General features: G+C 43.9%; 12 protein-coding genes. All 12 read right to left on the bottom strand.

What is annotated here, in order from left to right; all coding sequences use genetic code 11:
* Positions 1-96: 96 nt before the first annotated feature.
* The gene (locus NXV01_RS21915) at positions 97-747 is read right to left on the bottom strand and encodes a CDP-alcohol phosphatidyltransferase family protein (RefSeq protein WP_217721131.1); all 651 of its coding nucleotides are present in this window, start codon (positions 745-747) and stop codon (positions 97-99) included.
* Between the two features lie 86 nt (positions 748-833).
* Positions 834-1,301, bottom strand: a complete 468-nt coding sequence (locus NXV01_RS21920; RefSeq protein WP_148364836.1) for a GtrA family protein — start codon at positions 1,299-1,301, stop codon at positions 834-836.
* 14 nt (positions 1,302-1,315) lie between these two features.
* Positions 1,316-1,795, bottom strand: a complete 480-nt coding sequence (locus NXV01_RS21925; protein WP_148364835.1) for a phosphatidylglycerophosphatase A — start codon at positions 1,793-1,795, stop codon at positions 1,316-1,318.
* A 162-nt stretch (positions 1,796-1,957) separates the two neighbouring features.
* Positions 1,958-3,247, bottom strand: coding sequence for an inositol-3-phosphate synthase (locus NXV01_RS21930; protein ID WP_148364834.1), 1,290 nt, complete (start codon positions 3,245-3,247; stop codon positions 1,958-1,960).
* Between the two features lie 108 nt (positions 3,248-3,355).
* Positions 3,356-5,884 carry a DUF5686 and carboxypeptidase-like regulatory domain-containing protein gene (locus tag NXV01_RS21935; RefSeq protein WP_259023231.1) on the bottom strand — a complete coding sequence of 843 codons (2,529 nt, stop codon included), beginning with the start codon at positions 5,882-5,884 and terminating at the stop codon, positions 3,356-3,358.
* 122 nt (positions 5,885-6,006) lie between these two features.
* Complete coding sequence (locus tag NXV01_RS21940; protein ID WP_195649429.1) at positions 6,007-7,299, bottom strand: PAS domain-containing sensor histidine kinase; 1,293 nt, start codon at positions 7,297-7,299, stop codon at positions 6,007-6,009.
* A gap of 26 nt (positions 7,300-7,325) precedes the next feature.
* Positions 7,326-8,675: a sigma-54 dependent transcriptional regulator gene (locus NXV01_RS21945; protein WP_148364832.1), complete on the bottom strand. Its 1,350-nt coding sequence runs from the start codon at positions 8,673-8,675 to the stop codon at positions 7,326-7,328.
* Positions 8,676-8,767: 92 nt separating this feature from the next.
* Positions 8,768-10,246, bottom strand: coding sequence for a TolC family protein (locus NXV01_RS21950; RefSeq protein WP_259023232.1), 1,479 nt, complete (start codon positions 10,244-10,246; stop codon positions 8,768-8,770).
* A gap of 129 nt (positions 10,247-10,375) precedes the next feature.
* On the bottom strand, positions 10,376-12,985 hold the full coding sequence (locus tag NXV01_RS21955) for a HAMP domain-containing sensor histidine kinase (RefSeq protein WP_259023233.1): 2,610 nt from the start codon (positions 12,983-12,985) through the stop codon (positions 10,376-10,378).
* Between the two features lie 84 nt (positions 12,986-13,069).
* A complete protein-coding gene (locus tag NXV01_RS21960) occupies positions 13,070-14,323 on the bottom strand; it encodes an ABC transporter permease (protein ID WP_259023234.1) in 1,254 nt (417 codons plus the stop codon).
* Positions 14,324-14,357: 34 nt separating this feature from the next.
* Positions 14,358-15,647 carry an ABC transporter permease gene (locus NXV01_RS21965; RefSeq protein ID WP_195649485.1) on the bottom strand — a complete coding sequence of 430 codons (1,290 nt, stop codon included), beginning with the start codon at positions 15,645-15,647 and terminating at the stop codon, positions 14,358-14,360.
* Between the two features lie 31 nt (positions 15,648-15,678).
* On the bottom strand, positions 15,679-16,947 hold the full coding sequence (locus tag NXV01_RS21970; protein ID WP_195649425.1) for an ABC transporter permease: 1,269 nt from the start codon (positions 16,945-16,947) through the stop codon (positions 15,679-15,681).
* Position 16,948: the final 1 nt, after the last annotated feature.

Raw genomic sequence — 16,948 nt, forward strand, 5'->3', positions numbered from 1 at the left:
TTGATTAGACAACTAGACTATTTACTATTGGACTATTTACGATGTACTATTTAGGATGTACGATGTAAATAGTAAATCGTCCAATAGTAAATTAATTCATTCTTTCAACGCTTTGTAGCAATGTCTCACACGTGCAAAAGCCGTGATATTGGCAAACACAGCAACAAAAGCGAGAGGAACAATCATAATCAGAATCGGTTCGAAAGCGGTGATGTCTTTGAAAACGCCACAGAACAAAGCTCCGAGACTGGTCAGCACTACACGCTCCGGACGTTGCATGAATCCTACTTTACATTCGATTCCCAACCCTTCGGCACGAGCACGCACGTAGCTTACCATCAGTGAGCCGATTAACGCTATGAAGGCAATAAGTGCATAGAGGAAATAGTCTTTCATTGACAAATAGTAACAGATACCGAAGAAGGTCATCAATTCACTGTAACGGTCGAGCACTGAATCGTAAAGCGCACCGAACTTGGAACTCATGTTACCTAGGCGAGCTACACGTCCGTCCATCATATCAAACAATCCGGCAAACAAAATCACACCGCCTGCCCAGCCGATAATGGCCAAATCATTTTGACCGCCATAAATGCCGGCATATACAAACATTCCTGCCGCTACTACATTCAGGATAAATCCGGTAGTGGTGATAAAATTAGGAGTGATCCCTATTTTAATCATTCCGCGTATCAAGGGATTGATAATCTTATAAATCAACTGTTGTAAATAATCTCTGTAATTCATCTGTTTAAATCTGTTTATATCTATTTTTATCTAAATCTTCTGTTTTCTCAATCAGTTCTTTCAATCGATCTTTTCAATCTGTTTTTTCAGTTTCTTTTTCCGAATAAACTTCTTATATCTATATTCCGGTAGACAAAAAAGCGTTGCATATTATAATTCCAGAACAATGCTACGATGATTGCCACTACCACTTTAGGAATAATAAAGAAATCTCCGAAATACAGGCTAAGCGTATCACGTACCCAAGGAATCCTCGCTAATGATTCCGTCAGTGCATACGTGCCCCACGTGTTCAGCCAAACGCTGCAAATCCATACAAGGATAAATTTTACAGCCACATTCGTTTTCTTTCCTTTCGATTTAAAGGTCCATTTATAGTTGATTACACAATTGATGATCCCTCCATAGATAGCCCCCGCCAAGGTGGCATATACGTAGTAGACTTCGAAGAGCCTGACCAGAAGAATCGTAACAAGAAAGTCTGCAATAGTTGCCATTTGAGCAGAAAGCTGCGCCCTCAAGAACATGAAGAAACCACCCTTCTGGGAAATCATCCGTGCAACTCTTTTCAGCCAATCACCCATCTTGCTCCCACTAACAAAATAAAACTATACACTCCCGCCAAAACATCGTCCATCATCACACCAACTCCACCTTTCAGGCTTTCCATACGGCGTATGCCCAACGGCTTGGCTATATCAAAGATACGGAACAAGGCAAAAGCCGCAATCACGTACCAGAACCAACAGTCGTCATTGGGGACAGCCAATAACGGTATCCACACTCCTACCATCTCGTCCACTACCACGCGCGAAGGATCTTCCCCCCAATAAGTTTCCAACTTATCGGCAGCCCAAATACCAGCGAATGTAAATACAATCACCAAAACGGCGGTCAGCCATAATACAACAGGGAAAGGAAGAAGGAAATAAAATGCAATCCAAATGATAGAAGCCAGTAACGCCCCAGCCGTGCCGGGAGCAAAAGGAGAAAAACCGGAGCCAAAGCCCGTGCCTATAAAAACAGGTAGAAAGGGAGGACGCTTCATTTATTACTTATTACTAATTACAAACTACGAGTCGGTTGTGCCATAAGTTCCCAAACGTGATCGGGAATTTGTACAATACAAAAGTAAAAGTTGAGGTTGAGCATCCACCAGTCTTTATAGGATGGTAAATCTCAATCTCAACTTATTATTCGGGGTTACTGATTAAGCTAAATAATCAGGTTCTTTTTCACCAATCATGTTACGCAATGTCTGTTTTACCATTCTCCATTGTGTAAACAAGTCGTGTTCGGGCTGATGTTCGAAATCGTGCATCGGGCTCTTGCAGAAGAATGACAACCAAGTCTGGATGCCGCACATGCCTGCACGCATAGCCAAGTCACTGAACAACACAAGGTCAAGAGCGATAGGAGCTGCAAGGATAGAGTCGCGGCAAAGGAAGTTCACCTTGATTTCCATCGGATAACCCATCCATCCGAAGATGTCGATGTTGTCCCATGCTTCTTTGTTGTCTTTGCGAGGAGGATAGTAGTTGATACGTACTTTATGATAAACATCTCCATAGAGATCCGGGAATTTTTCGGGTTCAAAGATAGTATCGATTACAGACAGCTTGCTGACTTCTTTCGTCTTGAAGTTATCCGGATCATCGAGTACTTCACCGTCACGGTTACCGAGGATATTGGTAGAGAACCAACCGTTCACACCCAGCATACGGGTTTTGAACATCGGAGCTAATACAGTTTTCATCAGTGTCTGACCACTCTTGAAGTCTTTACCGGAGATAGGTACATTCTTTTGTTTAGAGAATTCCCACATAGCAGGAGTATCTACACATAAGTTAGGAGCACCCATTACGAACGGAGCGTCTTCTGCAATCGCAGCATACGCATAACACATACTCGGAGAAATCACTTCTGTGTTGTTTTCCTTCATTGCTTTCTCTAAAGCAGCGAGTGACATGTGTTCGTCAGACAACGGAATGTAGATTTCAGTACTTGCAGCCCAAAGCACAACGACACGTTCGCAGTTGTTAGCAGCCTTGAAGTCGCGGATATCCTGACGAAGTTGTTCTACCATTTCCCAACGGGTAGCAGCTTTCTTAACGTGCGTACCGTTCAGACGTTTTGCCCAGTTATGATCGAAAGCAGCCGGCATCGGCTTGATAGCTTCCAACTCTTCTTTCACTCCGTTCAGGTCTTTTTCTTTCAAAACCTCGGCGTACATAGCAGCTTCGTATGCGTTGTCCGGGAAAATATCCCATCCTCCGAAAACAATGTCTTCCAAATTCGTCAAAGGCACAACGTCCTTGATGAGTTTTTCTTCGTTGTTCTCCATGCGCATTGTGGCTAACTGTGTAATAGATCCTATCGGTTTTGCCAGTCCCTTACGAGAGGCTAGTGTACCTACAATCATCGTGGTAGCTACCGCACCACCCACTCCGACTACCAGTACGCCAAGACGCCCGGTAGCGGGTTTAATTTCTTGTTTCATTTCTATTCTATTAAAATTAAACTAAAATTGATGCAAAAATAAGATTAATTAATTACTAATACGGTCTTTATTTGTCATATAAACATTGCAATTAGCAGGATTTAACTTTTAAAAGGTCATGTGGAGACTTATTCTCAAGCCGGATTTGTCAATCCCGGGAGAATCACGATAAGTGAGCCTCCAGACATAGTCTAAACGTAACACCTTGAAAATGTTTTCGATACCGACACCCGCCTCCACGTAAGGTGTTTTTCCCATTGTTTGTGTGTGTTCTATCGGAAAAGCGAACAAACCGTCACTCAAAGCAGGGTTGTTTTTATCGCTCAAATGTCCATATAGACCCCGACAGGAAACTATTTCCCTCCATTTAAGTTTTTTCAACAACGGGACGCGGTTGAACAGCCATCCGTTGAGGAAATAAGTAACATCCCACGAGAAATATTCATCGTTCATAAACTCCATCGCATTCATCAACGAGTAGGATTCGGGTTGGATGGTATAAGAAAGGTTGGCATTAGGCATGATTAGCAACGGAAAAGGAACTTTGTCCCACACTTTTCCGGCTTTCAGGATAATGTCTGTATAGCCGAATGCGGAAAACCAGAAGCGTTTCTGAATACCGGCCTCGGTATGATTGTAGGTATAATCACTACCCAACACGTCTTTTCCGGCAAGGGTATGCGACAGGGTAAACACCGGTGCATCCAACGATACAGGGAAACGGTTCCATTGAGTCTGGAAGAATTTCTCGTTCGGAGCATAACGCAGTTTCAACTCTGCCGCAGTGATAGAGAAATCTTTGACCGGAGTGTACGCATCTCCTTCTTTTTTTAAGAAAGGAATCAGATAGGAGGACTCATCTTTTCGTGTACGTGCCGTCAACTGGAAAGAAAAACCGGAATAAAACTCATTGGTATAGGTCATCTCTGCTTGCCGGAAGTAGCCGATACGGTCGTCTTTCTCACGTTTCAAAGCCAGAAACACGTTGTCTTTACTTGTATACAGGTAGTTTTGCCCGTACTGGTTTACATCGGATTCGTAACGCAATTTCAGAGAATGGATCGGAAATTCATTAGCATATTCTTTTTTCTTCTTGAATGAATATTCCAGTTCCGCCAATCCTTTCACTCTTTCATCTTTAAAACCGTAGGCCACATATCCTTTGCCAAACAGGTGCGGATTGAGCCAGGCGGTTGTCATACCTCCGGCACGAATGCGGGGACCCTCCAATGTATTACCGCTGATGGTGGCATTCATCGGGCCGATATAAAAAAGAGGGGCTTCTTTAGAGGTAGGGATATATCCCGTAAAGAGAATGGAAAGCACTTTTTCGGTCCAGTAATATACCGGATAGCTGCGTAATTGCGTCATCAGGCGGTCTACCGAGTTTTCCTGTTGGGAGATAGCGGCTTGCGGGCGGTTCTCCGCCCAGAATGTTTCGGGACGAGACAGGGCTTCGGTTTCTTCAATAATGCGTTCGGGCTTGGTGAAAGCTTTGCCAGCTTCAGCAGTCGGGATAAAGGTGTAGTTGCTGTAATCTGCCACACGGCGGGCAAAAATACCGTCCTGCCCTTCGGTCAGTTTAAACTCAACAGTGATGCTTTCGTGGTCGAGCAAGCGTGTACCATCTTCGGCACGCTTGAATTCCTGCTCAAGCAACATATAATCCACAAAGTTCAGGTTTATCCTTTTGGGGAAATTAAATACGGCACGTTTGACAAAATAAGTAGAGTCGAGCACCACATACAGATGTCCGTTGAAACCGAAAGACTCGGAATTGAATGGTGTAAAAGCAAGGTCTACACAGGGTTCTCCGGCAATCTGTAAAGTATCCATCAGGTAATATTTATAGAAACCTGTGCCGATACGAGACAAAGGACTGACAAACTTGTTCGTGAACAGGGAGATATTATTTTCATAAATGTCTACGTCTTTAAAGACTTCATTGATGGCAGCCTGCATTCCTTGTTTGGAGAGAAACTCATCGACCCCGGCCTGTTTACGCCCTTTCACCCACTGCTTCTCGGAACGGGGAGATTTCCGGTAATAGTCTGTGGCAAGCAGTTCGCGAGCCGATACTGTCAGAATCGGTTTACCGGTGACGGCGGAAGTGTCTACGTATTCGGTAAGGAAATCAAATTTACGATACAGCCATTTCTTCTGTTTCTCTTCATCGAAATTGTTCAATGCGAAAGTGGTCTTTTCATAACGTTCGCGTTGCCAAAAGTCTTTTTCGTAGGGGGAATGGTTGTCACGGCTTTCAATCATGCGGCGCACAAATTCTACGGCCGGATTATCTTTCTTCCGATAGTGCTCGCGTTTGGGTTTTACCACTACTTCACCGAGGGCATATTCGGTAGGCGAAAGCGCCACTTTATACGATGCGTTATGTGCAGGACGAATGGAATGGATATAGTCATTATAACCGATTACAGAGATAACAAGCACTGCTTCGGAACGGTTGGTTTTGAAGTAGAAACGTCCGTCGCTTCCGGTAGTAGTTCCTTCTGTCGTGTCTTTTAAGCGTACAGATGCATAAGGCAGAGGTTCTTTCGTCAGAGAATCAGTCACCACACCTTGCACCACATACTGCGCACTTAGCGGAATACTGATAGCCAATAAAAGAAAGAGCGTCAATGTGCCTTTTTTTCATTAATCTCATACCTTAAATCCTATTGAATTGAGCGGGGCAAAGGTATGAGTGATTTTAAGACAAAAAAAGGTCTATTTGATGGAAGAAATGTTCTTATTTGACACAATTAGGGGAAAATAATGCGGAACCGGGTCAGGCCATCGGCGTAGGTTCGCAAAGAGAATGTGCATCCGTGACGCATCAGGACTTCACGAATAAAGATAAGCCCGATTCCCTGACCGTTCGGTTTGGTGGAGAAGAAGGGGCTGAACAGTTTAGCTTCTGTTTCCTTGCTGATCCCCTTACCGTTATCTATCACTTCAACAGTGGCGGGAGACATAGTACGGACTATTATTTCTCCATCGGCTTCAATGCTTTCCACCGCATTTTTGATGATGTTTACGAGTACTTGTTCAAACAAAGCGGCATCCAGCATAACGTCTTTCATACTTTCATCTATTTCCATGCGGAGGACAATATGACGGTCATTACACATTCCTTCCATAAAGCGTTTGCAGGTGAAAACCAAATCATTCAGATTGATAGAAGAAAGTGTCGGTTCAGGGATTTTCACAACGTCAGCAAAACGGGTAATGAAACGACTCATCGAGAAACAACGGTCGGTACACACACGCATCACGTCGCAGATGTCGTCCATACCTTCTTCACAGGAAAGGGCTTGTTCTACCGTATCCAGCGTAGAAGTGATGCCGGCAGTTGTGTTGTTCACTTCGTGAGCAATCATGCGGATCACTTTCTCATAGGCTTTCTTTTCCGCTTTCATCACTTCGTCAGTAAGGGTTTCCACCAAGTAGAAAGGGTGCTGAAATCCACGGTCGATGAAGGAGGAATGAGTGCACCGGTAGATATTCGAGTCGTTCAGACGGACAGTAACCGTCTCTCCTTTCGGAAGGCTGGACAGTTCCACCGCCAACGGAGAATCAATTTCTTTCATCTTCTTGCCTTGTACATCTTCCAGACGAACGCCCAGCATCTTCAAAGCCATCGGATTCAGTTCCGCAAGGTCTTCATCAAGGGAGGTTATGATAACTCCCATCGGAGAAGCCTTAATCAGCAGATCGAGAAAGTTATTCTGCTCACGCAGACGGAGACGTTCATTCTTGAGCTGTTCCATCATACGGTTGAATATATTCACCACACGGTCGGCTTCATATTGTCCTACAGGACTAAGACGGCTACTGAAATCCTGCTCACGCAGCAGTTCCATACCGCTTCCGATGGTATTCAACGGTTTCACTATCTTACGATAGAAGAATGTCAGATAAAGCAGGATAAAAAGCACCAGCCCCTCTCCTATGTAGAAAAAGAGCGCGTTTATCTGACTGGAGAGATAGAGCAATATACTGCCCAATGCCAGCAACAGAATGACAAGTATGTAAAAAAGTCCTTTTATACGCACGTTTATCTGTAATTAACAGTTTGTTTTTATACTGTAATATTATATTTTTCGAGGCGTCGGTAAAGGGCGGCACGACTGATGCCTAATGCCGTAGCTACCTGACTAAGATTTCCTTTGCAGCGTTCCAAAGCCTGAAGAATGGTCTGACGTTCTATTTCGTCTAAAGTCATTCCGGCCAGTGCTGCGCCTTCGGCTACTTTTGCATCATCGTGACGGATGTACTGGGCGTCAAAATCGGAAGCATCGAGAAGCGGTTTGCCACTTACCAAAATAGTGCGTTCCACCAAATTCTTCAATTCACGGATATTCCCCGGATAAGGCAAACGGCTCAAGAATTGCAGGGCATCGGCAGAAAACTCCGTACGGGGCAATCCATTGGTTACAGCCTGGCGGTCAGCAAAATGACGTGCCAGCAAAGGAATATCCTCACGACGTTCGCGCAGAGCCGGCAGTTTCACCGTTATCAGATTGATACGGTAGAACAGGTCTTCACGGAAAGTACGCTCGCCCACCATCTTACGCAAATCGGCATTGGTGGCTGATACCACCCGAATATCCGTCTTGCGGGCGCGGCTGTCACCAAGCACTTCAAATGTTTGATCCTGCAATACGCGTAACAACTTCACCTGGCACGAAAGATCAAGATCACCGATCTCATCCAGAAAAATCGTTCCTTTGTTTGCCATCTCGAAACGTCCGATACGATCTGCGGAAGCATCGGTAAAAGCTCCTTTCTTGTGCCCGAACATCTCACTTTCAAACAGGCTTTGGGAAATTCCTCCGAGATTCACTTTCACAAAAGGATATTTGGCACGCTGACTGTTGATATGAATGGCTTCGGCTATCAGCTCCTTACCTGTTCCGCTTTCTCCTGTTATCAATACAGAAGCATTGGTCTTTGCTATGCGGGCAATGGTATTCAACACATCCATCAATCCCTGGCTACGCCCGATGATGTGGCTGCGGTCGAAAGACTCGCTCTGTTCCTGGGTTGTCTCCTGTGAAGTGGCGGAAAGTTCGAGTGCCGTTTCGATGCGTTGTAACAAGGCGGCATTATTCCATGGCTTCGTAATGAAATCAAAGGCTCCTGCCTGCATTCCTTGCACGGCAAGTTGGATACTTCCCCAAGCGGTCATTAAAATCACCGGTACTTCGGGACGGAATATTTTTACTTGTTTGAGCAGGGTTAAACCTTCCTCACCCGTTGTGGAAAGAGTGAAGTTCATATCCATCAGAATCAAATCCGGTGCTACGGAACGTACTACTTCCATTGCTTCCCGCGGACCGGGAACGGTCTGTGCTTCGTATCCTGCCCGTTTCAACATGAAGCTAAGCGAAGAACGCACTGCGCTGTCGTCGTCAATTATCAGAATCATAGTTTATGTTCTTTTTAATCATAGGTATTGTTTTACTGCTATGACTGTACAAAGCTACAAAAAAATAGCAACCGGCATCACTCTTCTCTTTTTTATTGCCGGATAATTTCATCAAAATCAGCTTCAAGTTCGGAGTTCGAACGAAAATCCCATAGCGTCAGACTGCGAATCTGATAATAGTAATACCAATAATAATAGAGTTCGGAAATATGTTTCTGTCTTGCCTCATCTTTAGAGTTCTGCGCATCATTCAGATCTAAGGTATTGATTTTGCCTATCAGGAAAGTTTCAATACTGGTTTTATAACGTTGCTGTGCAATTGCATCGGCTTCCTTCGCTATGTCCAACTGCTGCGCCTGATTATTAAAATGCTCCACCAACAGAAAGATATCCTGATTGAAGTTGATCTGTTCTTGGCGGATCTTTGAAAGCACTACATCCCGGTTACTCTTGGCTACCCGGACTTTTCCACGACGTTTTCCCCAATCGAGAATCGGAATCTTAACGCCTACCTGAACAATCTGATTATCCTGCAAGTTCCGGTAAACGGCAGGGAAGTTCCGGTTCTCGCCAGTATACCCCACGCTTGCAAATAAATCGACACTACGCAGATTTCCGCGTGCGGTGGCTACTTCATAATCGGCTTCCAACTGGCGACGACGGATATTCTGTGCAAACGAGTTACGTTCCAATGCTTTATTTAAAACCAGATTGTACTCCATCTTCGGACGGTCCACCGCCTCGGGGAGAACAGGATTTAGTATTTCATCTTCACCTACTCCCAGAAAAGCACGGAGCTGGAACATTTTGGCATTGAGGTCACTCTCTGCCTCTGTTAATGCTGCTTTCGCATTCAAGGCGGAAAGTTTGAGCTGTAAGAGTTCATTCTCGGAAATCTGTCCCATTTTACGTTTGGCAAGAGCCACTTCATAAAGGTGATCAGCATTTGTCAGGTTCTGTTTCGCTGTGCCGAGATTTTCTCTTGCCAGCAAGAGATTGAAGTAGTAAGTGATAGCACGCATTGTCACTTCTTCGGTAGCAGTGATAAAAGCAGCTTTTGCTTCGGCATAACGCACCGGTTCAATGCGCCTGTTCCATTTTATATGATTCACTCCAAAGATGGGTTGCGTGAGTTGTAAGGTGACAGGGACGGACATAAAGTGACGGTCACCTCCGGCTCCCAATTGTTTGATATAGTCGAGAGAAGAGGTCAACGAAAGTTTACCACCGGTGAGCCATATGTTCTGATCGATGGAAAGATCACCGGTCAGTCCTAAGGTGTTGTTACGGACGAAGCCGTAAGAACCGTCCGAATTTTGATAAGAACTATATGATTTATTATAATTGGGCAGAGTTCCGGTCAGGTTGACTTCCGGCAGCAGATCGGCACGAAAAGTGCGATATTCCCAATAGGCTGTTTTCAACTCGTTTAAAGCAACGGCAGCATCCACAGATTGAGCACGTGCCATCGCAATGGCTTCATTTAAGGTGATCTCCCTTTCTTTCTGCGCCGACAATGCCAATGGCAGACAAGCGGCAACAAGAGCAAACAATATACGTTTCTTTTTCATTATGCACAGTATTTTCCTCCAACAGAGGATCAAACGATGTGCCAAAAAAGTAATGTTTTTATTTTCAACAGATTACAGAATAAGAAAAGTGTTCATTTTCGGACACTATGCCCACAAATGAACGTTCGATTATTCGCAGTAGTTAGGAAGGCGCACAGTGAACCGGGTACCTTTACCTACTTCGGAAGTGACGGAGATAACGCCATTCAGCCGTTCGACAATGGTTTGGCAAATACTTAATCCCAAACCCGCTCCTTGTGTGAAGTTATCGACTTTATAGAATCGTTCGAATATATGACGAATACCTTCTTCCGAAATACCTACTCCGGTATCTTCTACAAAGATACGGATGTATCCGGGATCTTCATCATTTTCATAGCCGAAGGTAATGAAACCGCTACTCGTAAACTTAGCAGCGTTATTAATCAGGTTATTCACCACTTGCTGCAAGCGGACGTTGTCCGTTGTCAGATATTTCTTATCGCTTTCGGGCATACGCAACACCAGTTCTACTCCCGGAGGCATATTCAGCCGTTGAGAATCGTGGACGGTCTTTAACAACAAAGACAGGTTATGCTCTGCAAACATAAATTCCATGGTTCCCGATTCGATACGTGACAAATCAAGAATATCATTAATCAAAGCCAGCAACAGACCACAATTCTTATTGATGGTTCCAATAAACTGGGTAATCTCTTCTCCCGTAAAGCCGCTCGTGTCGCTTAACAAATCAGAGAAACCTACAATTGCATTCAACGGAGTCCGAATCTCATGGCTCATGTTTGCAAGGAAGGCCGATTTCAGTTTGTCAGCCTGGAGAGCTTTATCACGCGCCTCTCTCATCTCTTGCTCGGCAGTCTTATATCGTTGGATACTCTGACAAACACCTAATATATTGTACAATGAATCTTGTGTCAGCCCTGTGATTACAGAAGAACGGTATTCCCACCATTCATACTCTCCACTAACATTCCGCTGACGGAAGTTCAGGCGGGTATTTGAATCTTCACCCGTCAATGCCCTATCAAACAGTGGACTAATTTCTTTCAAATCTTCAGGATGGATGGTACGATCCATTTCATCACGGGAAATCGTAGTAACCGTTTCATCATATCCAAGACGTTTCAGGAAACCTTGCGGGAAAATAAAACAGTTTGTTTCCATATCAAACTGCCACGGATAGATGGAACTCTCATCTACTGCCATATCAAAGAAACGCTTCTGCATTTCTTCATTCGAAATATTCCGTGCGGAAAGTGCCATACCGGTAATCGTATTCTTTGAACGGATCGGGACAATCTCCCCCGACACCGGAAAGTATTTATCACTATGCACTTCTTTCATGAAAGCCCCCTGCGGTATCTCCACACTTTCTCCTTTAACAGCTACCTGCTTCAACATGGAATGAAGAATATCCTGACCGTCATAATATATCTTGAAGATGCTGCCTGCCATCATTCCTTCATAAAAACGACCTCCCGACTCATACGGCAAATGAAGCATTTGTAATAAGGAACGATTTGTGAAATGGATGTGCAAATCGGTATCATACGTTATCACACCATCGCGGATGGAATGAAATACATTATCAAACTCATTACGCTGTTCCACAAGTTTGTTCTGCACGAGCAGACGGGTCTGTGCCTGAATCCGTCGTTTGGATTCACGTCGGTTGACACGCATCAACCACACAATAGAAGCTATCAGCAATGCCAGGATAGACGGATAGAGCAGTATAAAAAGGTATTTATATTTCTCCCAATACGGTTCGTTAACGATGGTTCCGCTAGAGGCTACTTTATCGGGGTCAATATGAAAATAATCCAACTGTTTATAGTCATAGATGAATCCCTGTGTGATTTCTGTCACTCCTATGTCTTGAGGGGATGTACCTTTTAAGACTAAAGCAGCCCTTTGAGCTGCCGATAATGCCGAAGTATAGCTGTCGGCATCATAAGCGCCAAAAACTCCATTGGTCAATCCCACATTCTGGCTCGAAAAGACAGGAGCTTTTGAGTTTTTGCCAACAAATGAAAGGAAAGGCGACCATTTAGGAGCAACTACCAGACGTTCATAACTGTTACGAGGATAACAAATAGCGGCAATAATATGACTCGTTGTATAATTTTGAGTATTATAGACTTTCATTCTATAATCCGGATTATCTTTTTGAAAGATTTTCCACTCTTCTTCAAAATCTTCAAGGCCTTTGTTACTCAAAAAGCTGTTATCTATCACACAGACCACTTCTTTCCGCCGGGGAAATATCTTTTGCGCCTGACGCAATATGACATCAAAATCCGGATTGGCTGTGAACCCGCAAACATTGGGATGAGTAGCAAGCAGCTTCGTATCAGGATACTTAATGCCGAAAAACACGACCGGTATCTGCAAAGGCAACGAATCTCCACAGGCAAAAAGAGTATAGAAAGCTTCATCACTTGCTGTTATAATCAAATCGGTCTGCCTGTCACGAGCACGCTGACAAAAACGACGCATAATTACTTTTTCGGAGTTGAATGCCCAAAAATCGGCATCAAGATACTCCGTTGTTATATTCACCTTCAGGCCACTTTCTTTAAATCCTTTGGCCAACCCCTGATTAAGATCACTATGCCAAGGAGTTTGTGAGGTGTATGACTGTATAAACAGGATATTGTATGTACGTTCCGCTGTTGCCGCCTGAATAAGAACAGCAAAAAACAGAACGATAAGCAAACAATAGTAGCGTCGATTCATATAATTAAAGCCTGCGGTGTTTTCAATATTATGCCGACAAAGATACGTTAATTATATTGAAAACAAACAGATAGCCCAAGTTTTTTATTCTTCGCGCAACGCCTCGGCAGGGTGTATGCGAATGGCCTGACGAGCAGGGAACCAAATGCCTATGAGAATCATTAAAGTCATCAAGAAATAGGTAATGGCAAATGTGATAAGAAAACGTACCACTCCCCATTCCAAATACCCTCCCGTCAAATCCAAATAGCCGATATTATAGCATATCACAGCAGCAGGCAAAGCGGCCAGCGTCAACAGTAATAATCCTTCTTTATTCAGCCGTTGCCAAAGCTGCATCCGGCTGGACCCAACTGCTATACGAAGCGCCGACTCAGCACGACGGTGCTGTGTACGAAACCAGAATGTGCCGACAATACCCAACAGGATATTAAGCAGTAAGAATCCCATCATCCAGAAACGTACTTGTACCTGATTGTAACTCCCTTGCTGGAAATCATTGCGTATATCTTCGTAATCATGCACTTTCAGGATGAATAGGTTACCGACACTCAACTGACTGGCGGATAATTTCATCAAACGTTCCGGAAAGTCTGTGGAAGTTCCCGGTTTCACCCGCAAACAAACTTCCACATTGGAAGGATAAAACTCATCATCAAGTTCGGCCATTTCTTTTTCTGTAATGGCAACAGCTACATACCGGTCGCTATAATTAGCCCAGAAATCATTGTAACGCACTTTTGCCGATACACCTCCTATCTTGTACACTTCTGTAGAATCATCCACACTTACCAGATTCTTACCCAGTAGTGTACGGTCTCCTTTATAATCAGGCCGCCAGAAGTTTTCACCCACTACGACATTACCATTCTTCAAAGCCTGTACCAATGCTTCATATCCACGTCCATCGGCACTCTGATAACGGAATACCTGAAAGAAGTCAGGAGTCATCGCACGGTTCAGCGGATTACTAACCAGTGTGTCAAGACGCACCATCATGCCGGAATTACTACCAATATAGGGACGTGCATTATTGGATATGGAAACAGCTTCCACCTCCGGCAACCGACGGAGACGATTGGTTAATTCGGTGATATCCTGTCCCAGCGTGGTATTCTTTTGCTCTTTCGAAAGATACGAGTCGCTCTTGTTGTTTTTCAGACTAAGTTCCAGATAGTAAGTATCGGTTATATCAAATCCTACCGGTTCGTAATAGGTACGAGCCGTCACATATGTCCAGTCGACCACATACCACAAGACCACAAAAACAATTAACAGTTCCGACCATAACCATCCGTTTGACCGGCGTTCATTCCATATTTGTTTTAATAGTTGCATTTTCTTTAGAATTAATGAGTTGAATGTGATTGGATTATCTTTCATTTATGGCGTCAACAATATTGGTGCGGGTTACTTTCCATGCCGGAATAGCCGCACTTAACAGATTGAGCAGGAAGCAGGCAAAGAATGCCAACAGGAATACGACAGGATCGAATAATAAGTCGATGCACATAGTCCGCCAATCTTCCACGCCATTAGATACGAAATCTACAGAGAAAAGCATTCCTCCCAAAAGGAAAGCGGCAACATAACTTAATACCAATCCGAGAATACCTCCGAAGAGAGAATAAAGCATATTTTCGGAAAGCACTTGCATCATAAGTTCACGTCTGGGTGCACCAAAGGCTTTTCGCACGCCTATTTCAGAGATACGCTTACGCATACGCGACAAAGTAAGTCCGGACAAGTTGACAGCAGGAACAAGTAACAGAACAAGCAGCGTCAAGATATATTGCCGGACGGCTTCTTTCACAGCCGGAGGATTATTGGCGGAGTACCGTTGCGCGGCTACAAAATAGGTGTCGGGTTGTCCACGATAAAGCAGATCGAAGTTGGGATGCCCAGCCATGAAAATGGCTCTTAGCCGATCCGCCTCCTGGTGAATCGCCGGAAAATCTTCTTTTGATTTGGCCAGAATGTAGACAGCAGTCATTCCCATGATATTTTCATCCCCCCAAGTGGTTGTGAAAGCATTTGTCGAACTTAAAGGAATCCAGACCTGTGCATAAGCATAATTCGCCAATTTAGATACCGGATGCACTACTCCACAAATAACATAAGCTGAATGATTCAGAAGAAAGGTTTTTCCAACTACTTCTGATATTCCGAACAAGCGGCGTGCCATGTCTTCGGAGATTACGGCTTTTGCCGCACCCGCATCAAAATCGGCATTATCATACGGTTTACCGGATATAAAATCAAACTCGAACACTTTCCAGAAAGCATCGTCTGTTTGCAACACACTACAACTCTCCATTTCGCCTGCCGGTTTGGCTGCCAACATTGTTTCCCGAAAAAAACTAGTGATGGAAACCGCTTCGGGAGTTTTCATTTCTTTGAAACAGGCTTTCGCTGTATTGTATCCGATAGGGCCGTTACTCTGCCAGTTCACATTGGATTTGTTCTGAAGTCCGGCATACCGGAAAATGAGCATCCGGTCACGATGGGTCTCCGGTGCAAAAGGAGCGATTGTTGCACGTAAAGTGATGACAATTACCATAATCATAGCAATAGCCAAAGCTGTACCTATAATAGAAATAGAAGAAAGCAGTTTATTTTCCCTCAACAGATGGAACGCTTGTTTAAAGTAGAGTTTTATCATTATCATTTCAGTATAAAGTTCAGTATATTTCTTACTCATCTCTTAGTGCTTCGGCCGGTTGCACTTTCATTGATTGCAGAGCCGGATACGACACGCCAAGAATAATCATTATTGCCATCAAGAGAGATGTCAGTAAAATGGCTATCAGGAAACGGGATACTGTAAATGCCATTTGTGATATATCTACCAGTTCACTATATCCAATGTTGAATGCAATCAATACGGCAGGAAGAGCCGACATGCTTAACAGTAACAAACCTTCCGTAATCAAACGATAGAATATATTTTTCCGGTTAGCTCCCATCGCCATGTGTAAAGCGACTTCTCCCCGGCGTTGCTGAGTACGGAACCAGAAAGTACCGATCACTCCCAGAAAGATATTCAACAACAGGAAAAAGAGAATACAGAACTGGGTACGCAATTCATTATCATTGTCTATCTCACTGGCGGTCCGGACTTTGCTTAATGGGGTGACATCAAGTATATAAATATTCCCTACTTGATAGATACGGTCGGCATCATTCATAAGACGTTCTACAAACCCATTGTCTACGCCTTCTCGAACACGCAGGCTCAACTCAAGATAGGCTACATTTTCGACCGTTTCCATTTGTTCGTCAGAAAGATAAGTGCCGATATATGTCCCGGTAAAAGGTTTTCCGGCAATATTATAATGATCGTAGCGAACAGGCTCCGTTAAAGCTGCAATACGAAGGTTGGTATCACTCGTGCGAACTTCTTTAGCCAAAAGGTCTTTTCCATGGAAAGTGGCATCCGGATAATAGTCTGCAACATCGACAGGAACGATTATCGTATTTTTCTCCAGAGCTTTCACCAGACTTTCATAACCGGAACCATCGATATTCCGAAAACGGAACACTTTATAATATTCAGGAGTTGCCCAACGATCCATCGTACTTATCCAAACCGTGTCATTATCCGGGAAGCGGAAACTCGCTCCACTGCACCCTTCATTATATGGAATACTGTTTTGAGAGATACAGACAGATTCGACCTCCGGATGACGGGACAAACGTCCGGCTATTTCCCTTAAAGCAGCCATATCATCTTTAACAGTCAGCTCCGGATTGAAATCGGTAGATTTATCGGTAAGACGATTCATGCGTAATACATACGTATTTTCTATATTAAAGCCCATTGGCTGATAATAAATATGCAAAGTGACATAAACCAGATCAACGATATACCACAAAACGACAAACACCAACAATAGCTCAATCCATAGAAAAGCATTGCTCCGGCGCTCATTATATATTTGTTTCAATAACTGTTTCATCATT

The sequence above is a fragment of the Bacteroides sp. BFG-606 genome (assembly GCF_024788145.1).
In the GTDB taxonomy this organism is placed as follows: domain Bacteria; phylum Bacteroidota; class Bacteroidia; order Bacteroidales; family Bacteroidaceae; genus Bacteroides; species Bacteroides vicugnae.

Coding starts and splice junctions, on each gene's coding strand:
- NXV01_RS21915 (WP_217721131.1), bottom strand. CDS start 747: ATGAATTACAGAGATTATTTACAACAGTTGATTTATAAGATTATCAAT.
- NXV01_RS21920 (WP_148364836.1), bottom strand. CDS start 1,301: ATGATTTCCCAGAAGGGTGGTTTCTTCATGTTCTTGAGGGCGCAGCTT.
- NXV01_RS21925 (WP_148364835.1), bottom strand. CDS start 1,795: ATGAAGCGTCCTCCCTTTCTACCTGTTTTTATAGGCACGGGCTTTGGC.
- NXV01_RS21930 (WP_148364834.1), bottom strand. CDS start 3,247: ATGAAACAAGAAATTAAACCCGCTACCGGGCGTCTTGGCGTACTGGTA.
- NXV01_RS21945 (WP_148364832.1), bottom strand. CDS start 8,675: ATGATTCTGATAATTGACGACGACAGCGCAGTGCGTTCTTCGCTTAGC.
- NXV01_RS21950 (WP_259023232.1), bottom strand. CDS start 10,246: ATGAAAAAGAAACGTATATTGTTTGCTCTTGTTGCCGCTTGTCTGCCA.
- NXV01_RS21955 (WP_259023233.1), bottom strand. CDS start 12,985: ATGAATCGACGCTACTATTGTTTGCTTATCGTTCTGTTTTTTGCTGTT.
- NXV01_RS21960 (WP_259023234.1), bottom strand. CDS start 14,323: ATGCAACTATTAAAACAAATATGGAATGAACGCCGGTCAAACGGATGG.
- NXV01_RS21965 (WP_195649485.1), bottom strand. CDS start 15,647: ATGATAAAACTCTACTTTAAACAAGCGTTCCATCTGTTGAGGGAAAAT.
- NXV01_RS21970 (WP_195649425.1), bottom strand. CDS start 16,947: ATGATGAAACAGTTATTGAAACAAATATATAATGAGCGCCGGAGCAAT.